At 38.4% G+C, this 9,956-nt stretch carries 10 protein-coding genes; 4 read left to right on the forward strand and 6 right to left on the reverse strand.

The window, feature by feature from the left end:
- Nucleotides 1-228, forward strand: a 228-nt coding sequence (locus B9P78_RS08365) for a hypothetical protein (RefSeq protein WP_148138595.1), incomplete at its 5' end; no start/stop codon positions are given.
- 342 nt (nt 229-570) lie between these two features.
- A complete protein-coding gene (locus B9P78_RS08370; RefSeq protein WP_094519009.1) occupies nt 571-1,599 on the forward strand; it encodes a 3-deoxy-7-phosphoheptulonate synthase in 1,029 nt (342 codons plus the stop codon).
- A 79-nt stretch (nt 1,600-1,678) separates the two neighbouring features.
- Here B9P78_RS08370 and B9P78_RS08375 read toward each other — a convergent pair whose 3' ends face one another.
- The 4 genes from B9P78_RS08375 to B9P78_RS08390 all read right to left on the reverse strand — a co-directional run bounded on the left by B9P78_RS08375 (nt 1,679) and on the right by B9P78_RS08390 (nt 5,288).
- Nucleotides 1,679-2,512, reverse strand: a complete 834-nt coding sequence (locus B9P78_RS08375; protein WP_094519010.1) for a MetQ/NlpA family ABC transporter substrate-binding protein — start codon at nt 2,510-2,512, stop codon at nt 1,679-1,681.
- 523 nt (nt 2,513-3,035) lie between these two features.
- Nucleotides 3,036-4,049 carry an LLM class flavin-dependent oxidoreductase gene (locus B9P78_RS08380; RefSeq protein ID WP_233487815.1) on the reverse strand — a complete coding sequence of 338 codons (1,014 nt, stop codon included), beginning with the start codon at nt 4,047-4,049 and terminating at the stop codon, nt 3,036-3,038.
- A 73-nt stretch (nt 4,050-4,122) separates the two neighbouring features.
- Nucleotides 4,123-4,692 carry a chromate transporter gene (locus tag B9P78_RS08385; RefSeq protein WP_094519012.1) on the reverse strand — a complete coding sequence of 190 codons (570 nt, stop codon included), beginning with the start codon at nt 4,690-4,692 and terminating at the stop codon, nt 4,123-4,125.
- Nucleotides 4,689-5,288, reverse strand: coding sequence for a chromate transporter (locus B9P78_RS08390; RefSeq protein ID WP_094519013.1), 600 nt, complete (start codon nt 5,286-5,288; stop codon nt 4,689-4,691). Before B9P78_RS08390 ends, B9P78_RS08385 begins: the two co-directional genes overlap by 4 nt.
- 186 nt (nt 5,289-5,474) lie before the next feature.
- Here B9P78_RS08390 and B9P78_RS08395 point away from each other — a divergent pair, with 186 nt between their 5' ends.
- Nucleotides 5,475-6,755: a DNA/RNA non-specific endonuclease gene (locus B9P78_RS08395; protein ID WP_233487816.1), complete on the forward strand. Its 1,281-nt coding sequence runs from the start codon at nt 5,475-5,477 to the stop codon at nt 6,753-6,755.
- A gap of 59 nt (nt 6,756-6,814) precedes the next feature.
- Here the strand turns inward: B9P78_RS08395 and B9P78_RS08400 are convergent, their stop codons facing one another.
- Entirely contained in the window at nt 6,815-7,861 is a 1,047-nt protein-coding gene (locus tag B9P78_RS08400; RefSeq protein ID WP_094519014.1) for a zinc-binding dehydrogenase, read from the reverse strand.
- Between the two features lie 319 nt (nt 7,862-8,180).
- Nucleotides 8,181-8,846: a GNAT family N-acetyltransferase gene (locus tag B9P78_RS08410; protein WP_369824385.1), complete on the reverse strand. Its 666-nt coding sequence runs from the start codon at nt 8,844-8,846 to the stop codon at nt 8,181-8,183.
- Between the two features lie 358 nt (nt 8,847-9,204).
- On the opposite strand from B9P78_RS08410, the gene B9P78_RS08415 reads away from it, so the two are divergent.
- A complete protein-coding gene (locus B9P78_RS08415) occupies nt 9,205-9,822 on the forward strand; it encodes an NAD(P)-dependent oxidoreductase (RefSeq protein ID WP_094519016.1) in 618 nt (205 codons plus the stop codon).
- Nucleotides 9,823-9,956: the final 134 nt, after the last annotated feature.

The following is a 9,956-nucleotide window of genomic DNA, read 5'->3' on the forward strand; positions in this document are numbered from 1 at the left end:
TTGCACGAGAGGAGCGTGAAAAACGACAGAAAAAACGACTTAAATAAACAGGAACGCTTTAAATTAATTAACCAAATTATTCGTGAAAATCAATATGCTTTTTATATATTATTTGCAAGAACAGAAAACACCCCAAATTACATGTATTTCAAGCAAGAAAAGCCACTTTTGCATCAACTGCTATTCAAAAATAAATTTGAGATGAACAAAAAAAGCCAGAATAATTAGTGCTGGCTTCTTCAATAACATCATATTAATTTGCTTGAAAAGCTGAAAAATCATGATTGATCAATACATCCAAAGTGAAGATGCCATTCTCGACAGTAAAGACCTTTGTAACACAGTTGATGAAGCCTTAATCGCGACTAGGATATCCCGTATAGACAGTTAAACCTTGTTAAGGAAAACGTATTCGCAGTCGTTGTAAAAGAAAATCTGACTAGCTGCAAACATACTTTTGATGTGGGTTTATTTTTTTATCAGAAAAAGACACACTTCTCTATAAATAAAATGCTTTTTCCGCTATTGTTTGTTAAAATAAGCTTAATACCTATTATAGGAGGATTAAAAATGAGTTTCAAACCAATTAGCGAACCAGTCGATTTCGATGCCGTAAAAGAATATGCCAAATTAACCGACGAAGAAAATGCCATTAAAGCAGCACGTGATGAAGAATTAAAAGCAATTATTAGTGGTGAAGATGATCGATTCTTATTGATTATTGGCCCTTGTTCTGCTGATAATGAAGACGCAGTTTTAGAATATGCACATCGCTTAGCCAAATTACAAGAAGAAGTAAAAGATAAAGTTTTCATCGTACAACGTGTTTATACAAATAAACCAAGAACTAATGGGGACGGTTACAAAGGCTTGTTACATCAACAAGATCCTACTGGCGAAACTAGCTTGGTACGTGGCATGAAAGCTGTTCGTAACATGCACCGTCGTGTGATTGTGGAAACAGGTTTAACTACTGCCGATGAAATGTTATACCCAGACAACTTACAATTTGTGGAAGATTTAGTATCTTATCACGCAGTAGGTGCTCGTTCTGTTGAAAACCAACAACATCGTTTCGTAGCATCCGGTATAGATAGCCCTGTTGGTTTGAAGAACCCAACTTCTGGTAACCTAACAGTAACCTTTAATGCTTTGCATGCAGCACAAAAACCTCAAGAATTAATGTTCTCAGGTCAAGAAGTTGTGACAAGTGCAAATCCCTACGCGCACATCATCTTACGTGGTGGTACTTTAGAAAACAAAGAAATCGTACCAAACTACCACTACGAAGACCTAATCAAAACGATTAACAATTACCAAAAAGAAGATTACAAAAATCCATTTATTGTCGTAGATACTAACCATGATAACTCTAGTAAAAAATACTTAGACCAAATTCGAATCGTGCAAGAAGTATTGCAAAATCGTAAATGGAACGAAGATATTAAAGCCTACGTTCGTGGATTTATGATCGAGTCTTACTTACAAGATGGTCGCCAAGAACCAGGTGGCGATGTGTTTGGACAATCAATTACTGATCCTTGCCTAGGTTGGGGAAAATCAGAAAAATTAGTACGCTATATTGCGGACAATATTTAATGTCATTTATACATAGCCTATCAAAAAGAGATGCCCCGTTTAGGAAGCATCTCTTTTTTAGCGTCTAACTTATCTTTGCTTAGTTTACTGGTTCATAACCGTAGTCAGACCAGGCTGGTACTAGACCGCCATTATATGTCTCTTCAATTAATTGAGCGGTTTCTTCAGTTTGATATATTTCAACAATTTGTTGGAAGGTTTCGTTATCTGTATTATCAGCTACAGCTGCGATAACGTTGACATATTGTGCTGAAGAGTCACCTTTAGGTTCTAAGAATAAAGCATCTTCTTGTGGTGAATAACCAGCATCTACAGCAAAACCACCATTAATTACTGAGAAATCAACGTCTGTAATAGAACGCGCGGTTTGGGCTGCATCTACTTCTTGGATATCCAAATTATATGGATTTTCTGTAATATCATCCACAGTTGGAATGAATGATGCTGAAGCTTCGGGATCTAAGGTGATGAAACCTGCTGCTTGCAATAAGTTCAAGGCACGGCCACCATTGGTTACATCGTTTGGAATTGCAATAGATTGACCATCTGCAATTTCTTCGATGGATTCATGCTTTTCAGAGTAGATTCCTAAAGGTGTGATGACAGTATTCCCAATTGCTGTAAAGTCATTTCCAGATGTTTCTTCATAATTGTTCATGAAAATAATCGTTTGGAACGAGTTTAAATCAACTGAACCGTCCGCTAATGCTTCATTTGGCGTATTGTAATCTGTAAATTTTACTAATTCAATATCGATGCCTTCTTCTTTAGCACGTTCAGCTACACTATCCCATACCGCCGTGTCATCCCCAACAATACCAATCTTAACCGTCGTATCTTCTGCAGATCCACAAGCTGCTAACAATAATGACGATGCCAATCCAAATCCTACAAATTTCACTAATTTACGCATAATACATTCTCCCTTTTATTCCTATATTTGAAATGTAATTTTAAGCAAAAAAAACATCCTTAGTCCAAATAGCTTACAAACTATCTCGACTAAGGACGCATCTTGCGTGGTACCACCTTAATTTAGGAACATATCATTCCCCTCAACACCTACGAGCCTTGTCAACTAGACGCCGACTGATAGGTTTAGCCTGTAACGTAGCTAAGACGAGTTTATCTTATGTTTAGGAAAATCCCTTTCACACTCGATGCCCTAAAACCCTCGAGGACCATATTCAATACTTGCCATTAGCCCCTTTCACCATTGCGGAACCTCTCTATAAATGACGCCTATCTACTTATCCTGTCATCGGTAATATCTATCTCAATAATAGCTAATCCTATACCAGCTGTCAACGAACCGGCTATTCTACTTTAATATCATTATCGATAGTTTAAAACTATCAAAACTAGTCAATCCGATGTATAAAAAAAGCGCCCGAAAATTTCAACCTGGGCACTCGTTTTATATATAATATATACTATTAGATTTTTCCATACATTTCGGCCAAATACCGGTATGATTGCAACCGTTTGGCTTCATCAAAAATTGGTGCATACACTAAAATTTCATCAATGCCTAATGTCGCGATCTCATCATCTAAAATGGCTTTGACCGTTTCCTTTGAACCCTTAATGATAAAACGTTTAGCTAAATATTCTTCCAACAATGCTTGCGCACCTGGTCCAAGACGATATGCCTTCGCTTCTTCGGGGTCCATGTTAGGCATTCTTTGACCTGTTCGAATACCCATTTGCATCAATTCAATCGGTTTAGCCAAGTAATCCGCTTCTTCATCCGTATCTGCGACAATAACCATATAGGATACCATTACACTTGGTTTATCAAAGAAATCACTCGGTTCAAAACGATCACGATACAATTTAAAGACATCAGGATCTGTATCAATCCCAAAGAATTTAGCAAAAGAATAACCTAACCCCATTTGTGCAGTAACCAAAGCTGATTGCCCAGATGACCCTAACATCCAAGGTTCGGTTAAACTAGATAGATTTTGTGGCATTGCTTGTACCTTCCCATAAAAACTAGGTGCTTCCTGGTCACCAAGATACTTCAAAATCACATCAATCTTGTCATACATATCTGTAAAGGTTTGTGGTCTTCCTTCAGCTAAAGCTTTGATTTCATTTGGTCCAGATCCTGGTGCTCGACCTAAACCGATATCGATACGGCCTGGTGCTAAAGCAGTCAACACTTTAAAATTTTCAGCAATTTTCAAAGGCGAATAGTGCATAATCATGGTGCCTCCCGTACCCAAATGGATGCGGTCGGTTTTCGCAGCAGCATATGCCGCTAATAATTCTGGCGAAACAGAAGCCAAATTAGGCATATTATGATGCTCTGCAAACCAGTAACGCTTGTAATTTAAATCCTCAATTTCTTTAACAAAACGCATTGTCCTTGCTAAAGCTGCTTCAGCATTTTCCCCTTTATTGATGGTGACTAAATCATGTACACCTAATTCCAAAATGAACACCCTTCCCTATTTACATATTACGGACATTATACCGAGTATACGAACAAATAGAAAACAAAGCGACTCATATCATTTAGCCAACAATCGTTGCGGCAAGACCGGCGACCACATTTAATATGCCTGCAAACAGCATAATCAAGACCGGATCAACTCTGGTTTTATATAACATGGTTAGGCAAATGGCGAAAATGACCACGGCAGTGATTTTTATTGTCGATATACCAATCACTTGGTCTCCCCAAAAACTTGTCACTAAAATAGACACACCGGCTGTAGCAATCAAAGCGACAACAACCGGACGCAATGCTTTCAGTACATATTGCAAACTATCTAAATTACGATATTTCGTATAAATCATCGCCAGTGCGGTTACAATGATGACGGACGGGAATACCACGCCAATGGTAGCAACCAATCCTCCAGGAATACCGGCAATTTGATTTCCCACAAAAGTAGCCGAATTCAATGCAATTGGTCCTGGCGTCATTTGGGAAATGGTAATAAGGTCCGTAAATTCTTGGATGGTTAGCCACTGATGATTATACACGATTTCTTCCTGAATTAATGGTAAGGCTGCATACCCGCCACCAAAACTAAATGCACCTACTTTTACAAAAGAAATGAATAGTTGCCAATAAATCATGCGTGATTTCCCCCTCTATAGCGCTCAAATATATATTTGCCAATCCCCAATAACGCCGCACATAATATAATCAACATCACATTCACGTTGAAAATATAATTTGCGATGAAGGCGATAATCATAGCGCCAATCAAGATGGGGTTCTTCGTATCCGTAATCTGTAAAGCCATACCAATCACAACTTTTACGATTACGGCAGCCACTCCTGCCTGCATCCCTTCAAGTAATAAGGCGATCCAGGTATTAGACCGAAAGGCATCATAGAAGAAGGATATCAGGGTAATAATGGTAAAAGGAGGTATAATAGTTGCCAAAACCGCAGTAAATACGCCCCATAATCCAACTAATTTGTAGCCAATAACGATTGCACCGTTAACCGCAATTGCCCCAGGTGCAGATTGCGCAATTGCGACTAAATCTAACATTTCATCATTTTCAATCCAGCCATAATCATCGACAAAGGTCTTCTTCAATAGGGTGATAATCACATAGCCACCACCAAAAGTGAAGGCAGATAACATCAAGGTTGAGATAAATAATTTCCTTAAAATACCCGATCGACTTTGTTGACTAATATCTATTTTTTTATCTGACATAAATATCCTTTCTAAAAATGGTATAAATTCTCTAAACATCCATATATTGTTCATTATACACAAAATGGTCTCTTGCGTTGCACTAGGCTAGCCATTAAAAAGCGGTAATCACCCTTAACTATGATACAATACTAGTTGATATCTCCTTTTATAGAGAAAAATGAACAATAGAATGGAGCTGGTCATATGGCCACCTTGATTACCTTACTGGGCATCATTTTAATACTATGGATAGTAATCATCCTTATACGAAAAATATTTGTTGCCATGAAACGACGCATAGGAACGAACACTAGCAAAGTATTAGCAATCTTCATAACACTTGCATTGATATTTTCAATTTTCCATGGTCTTTTCAAGCAAGAAAATTCTGAACAAGTAGTTGCTGAACAAGAGACTTGGACCAATGAGATAGCTTCAGAAGTAAGCACTTCATCGACTGATACAAACAGCATCTCCAGTGAAGCCCAAGTAAAATCGAGCTATAAAACAACTAAACAATCTTCTGAACAGACTGCCTTTGATGCTGAAAAAACCAAAACAGCCAGTCTTGAAAGCGACAAAACTGCCGAATCAAAAGCCCAAGCTGCTGCCACTAGCTCAGTTGAAAAAGCAAATGAAATCACCCAATCGGCTAACCGGGAACTAAGTGTGGTTCGCCAGGTCCCTGATGATCAAGAATATCTTGAAATTAATGATAATGTGCCCTTTTTTACAAATGCTGATATCACTTCTACTGTGGCCTACGAGGCTTATGGGGACTTGGACAGTCTTGGACGCGTAACCCAAGCCAACGCTGTCTTAGGTATTGAATTAATGCCTGATGATGAACGTGATGCCATTGAAGATATCAGACCCACCGGTTGGCAACAAGCCAAATACGCCAATGTATCTGGTGGTTGGCTCTACAACCGGTCTCACCTTATTGGCTATCAACTCGCCGGTGAAAATGCCAATCCTAGAAATTTGATGACTGGTACCAGGTGGTTTAATGTCGAAGGGATGTTACCATTTGAAAATTATGTGGCCAACTATATTGAAGAAAATGATTACCATATCCGTTACCGTATTACCCCCGTGTTTGATGGCGAAAACTTGTTAGCTAGTGGTATTTATATGGAAGGCTTCTCAATTGAAGACAACGGTGCTTTACAATTCAACATTTATATTCCAAATCGCCAACCTGGTGTAACAATTGACTATTTCAATGGCGCTAGTACTGGGCCACAGGGTCCAGCCCAAGATGAATCGTTAGCATCCTTGCAATCATCTAGTCAAGAAACCAATGCAATAGCTGAATCCCCTGCCAATAGTAATGGTGATATCTCAGCCATTGATAGCAATCATAATGGTCAGGTGTCCATTAAAGAAGCAAAGGCGGCGGGGTACTCCATGCCCATCGATTCAAGACATTGGTTATACCCATTTATGACAGATGGTGATGGTGACGGATTGGTCGGAGAATAATTACTTTCATAAAAACAAAAAAATCTGGGCGGATTATCCCAGATTTTTTACTGTCTCAATTATTCACTAACAATGACCATTGATTTAATCGTTTTTCGATCTTGCATGTCCTGGTATGCTTGGTTAATCTCCTCAAGACCATAACTTTGTGTAAAGACACGCCCTGGATTAATATCACCATCTAAAACTGCTTTTAACAGTACTTGCTTGTCATACGTAGTTACAGAGGCAGAACCACCTGCAAGACTGATGTTTTGAGCAAAAGTTGAACCAATCGGTCTATTATTATAATGTGGCACTCCAACATACCCGACACGGCCGCCGTTATGTAAAACACCTAATGCTTGATCAAATGCTGCTTCAGTACCAACACATTCTAGGGCTGCGTCCGCACCACCACCTAGAAGCTCACGCACTTTTGCGATACCCTCATCACCACGCTCAGCAACTACTGCTGTGGCACCAGAGGCTAACGCCATTTGTTGACGGTCTTCATGTCGACTCATTAATATAATTTGAGCAGCCCCCAGCATTTTGGCAGCTATCACGGCACATTGCCCAACCGCACCATCACCGATGACAACGACCTTGTCCCCACGTTGCACATTGGCACAGCGCGCTGCATGGTAACCTGTTGGCATTACATCAGCAAGTGTCAATAATGATTTAATCATCCCTTCTGAATAATCAGATGGTTGGCCTGGTACCTTAACCAAGGCCCAATTTCCATGATGGAAACGAATGTACTCAGATTGGAAGCCAAATGACCAGTTAGAGTATCCTGGATGTCGGTCACACGTTCCGTCAAAACCAGCACGACAGGCGTCACATTCACCGCAACCATGAGTAAAAGGTACGATGACAAAATCGCCCGGTTGGACAGTTGTAATCTCAGATCCAACTGCTTCCACAATACCTATGGCTTCGTGCCCATCATTCATTGAATGTGCCTTCTTATGGTCACCATGTCCATATGACCATAAGTCTGAGCCACAAACACACGCACGCACAACTTTGATAATGACGTCGTCTTCCTCTTGAATGATTGGTTTTTCAACATCCTCGATTGTTACTAGTCCTGCTTTTTGAAAAATCGCTGATTTCATAAAATCCTCCTCGCACCTTTGATAGGATTGCTTTCCTTACTATCATTTCAATCAAATGATATCTTATATAAAGTATATCCTTTGAAGCCCACTCCAAGTCAAGATATACAGCTATCTCTTACGACGAAATCTTGTAAAAAATGAGCGCTGAAGCATTCAAATAGTCCGAAACTTGTTCAATAATCTGGCTGCATTTATTTCAGCCACTTCATTATTACTAATACCCCAAGAACCATCGCGAAACATTTTTTGAAAATCAATTAATAGTAATGCTTTTTTGATTTCATTACCTTGCTCCCATTTGGCGCTGTATAGTATATTAAAGCACACTTAGCGACTTGATTTGTTGCCCTGTCGCATCAAAATTACTTTCATCTAACCAATTAACTAATCGTGTTTTTTTGATTGGCCATTCACTATCAATAATTGAAAACCAATTTGTATCTCGTGTACGTTGTTTGTATAAAATAGCTTGTCTGAAAGTTCCTTCAAATGTAAAACCTAAACGCAAGGCCGCATTTCTTGATGGCTCATTCAAACTATCACATTTCCATTCATAACGTCTATATGCTAAATCTTCGAATACATATTTCATCATCAAATATTGTGCTTCAGTTGCTTTTTTTGATTTTCTAATCGCTGGTGCGTATAACACACCACCCATTTCAATTACCTTATTATTAGGATCAATGCGCATAAATGAAAAGATACCGACCATCTTTTTACTATCATTATCAATTATTGCTACATAGTATGGGTCTTTGGAATTTACTAGCATATCAAAATAAGTCTCAAATGTTTCATTATCTCGAATAGGTTCAATAAACATATAGGTAAAACTTGCATCATCAATTTGATTCAAATACATATTATACGCATCATCATGATGTTTAGTTGCTACTTTCTCTAAAGTCACTGTAGTACCAACGATTGATTGAAAATCTGGAAAAGCGCCCGGTTGATATTTTTCTATATGATCACCAATTGGTTGATTAAATTCATTTATTCTCATTCAATACACTCCTTAAGTACTTGCCATCTCACTATTTTATGCAAAAAAGTCCATCACATCATTTACAGTCGAATATCTACCATATTAGCAATAATTAGAACATTTTAATATAGTTTTATGAAAAAATATATGCCCTTTTATTCGGCAGTTGTAAGCGCAAATGAATATTTTTGATCATAAGCAGTGGGGAATGAGATAACATCCTATTAATATGTATTATAATAATAGAATAAGCAGGGCCTAAATTTTATCACTAGACGATTTCTGGATATATACAATATACCTAGCAAAATCATCGGTAGATCCATTACCTATAGAAAGAGGCATAAATATGAAATTACTAGTATTAGGTGGGAATGGGTTTGTTGGCCAAGCCCTTTTATCATTAGCCCTAAAGATGGGACATGACGTCTCTTATATATCTAGGCATCCAGGTAAAGGACCCCTATTTGAAGACCATACTTCCCTGACCTATATTCAAGGAGATCTTCTAGCTGTTGAACATATACAACTTGACCAAGACTACGATTGGGTCATTGATTTAGTTGGCAGTATCACCCCCAAAACAATGGATGCGCTAAATATCCAAGCAAGGCAAGGAACCGTTGCATTAGCAAAAACAAATCAGATTCCAAAAGTACTTTATTTGTCTGCTAACGTGGGTTACCCATCCTATTTGAAATCTAAGAGAGTCGGCGAAACCATTATTCAACATTCTGAACTTAGCTATGTCATCCTTAGATCAGGTCTTATTTATGGTCCGGGTCGCCCCTCTTCAATTGCCACCGCACATTTAGTAAAGATGGGTATGGCTATTCCTCTTATAGGAAATTTATTCAAGTCCATTGCCCCAGCACCGGTGACATCTGTCGCTCAACAAATTCTTGCTGCGTTAAATTCAGATGCTATCAATCTAATTTGGGATATTGATTCAATTTCAGGTGATTGATAGATGAGGGTCTCCGACTTTTGGTGTGGATGAGAAATCATTCAAACCTATTTTGTATAAAAATACAAAAAGACATATGAATATTTCCTATGCTAAAATTTAAGCGTCTAAACCAAAATTAGAAAGGAAATTCA

This window comes from Aerococcus sp. 1KP-2016 (assembly GCF_002252085.1).
GTDB lineage: Bacteria > Bacillota > Bacilli > Lactobacillales > Aerococcaceae > Aerococcus.

Excerpts from the sequence above, each read along its gene's own strand:
- B9P78_RS08370 (WP_094519009.1), top strand. The coding sequence starts at position 571 with ATGAGTTTCAAACCAATTAGCGAACCAGTCGATTTCGATGCCGTAAAA.
- B9P78_RS08375 (WP_094519010.1), bottom strand. The coding sequence starts at position 2,512 with ATGCGTAAATTAGTGAAATTTGTAGGATTTGGATTGGCATCGTCATTA.
- B9P78_RS08385 (WP_094519012.1), bottom strand. The coding sequence starts at position 4,692 with ATGATTTATTGGCAACTATTCATTTCTTTTGTAAAAGTAGGTGCATTT.
- B9P78_RS08390 (WP_094519013.1), bottom strand. The coding sequence starts at position 5,288 with ATGTCAGATAAAAAAATAGATATTAGTCAACAAAGTCGATCGGGTATT.
- B9P78_RS08395 (WP_233487816.1), top strand. The coding sequence starts at position 5,475 with ATGGCCACCTTGATTACCTTACTGGGCATCATTTTAATACTATGGATA.
- B9P78_RS08400 (WP_094519014.1), bottom strand. The coding sequence starts at position 7,861 with ATGAAATCAGCGATTTTTCAAAAAGCAGGACTAGTAACAATCGAGGAT.
- B9P78_RS08415 (WP_094519016.1), top strand. The coding sequence starts at position 9,205 with ATGAAATTACTAGTATTAGGTGGGAATGGGTTTGTTGGCCAAGCCCTT.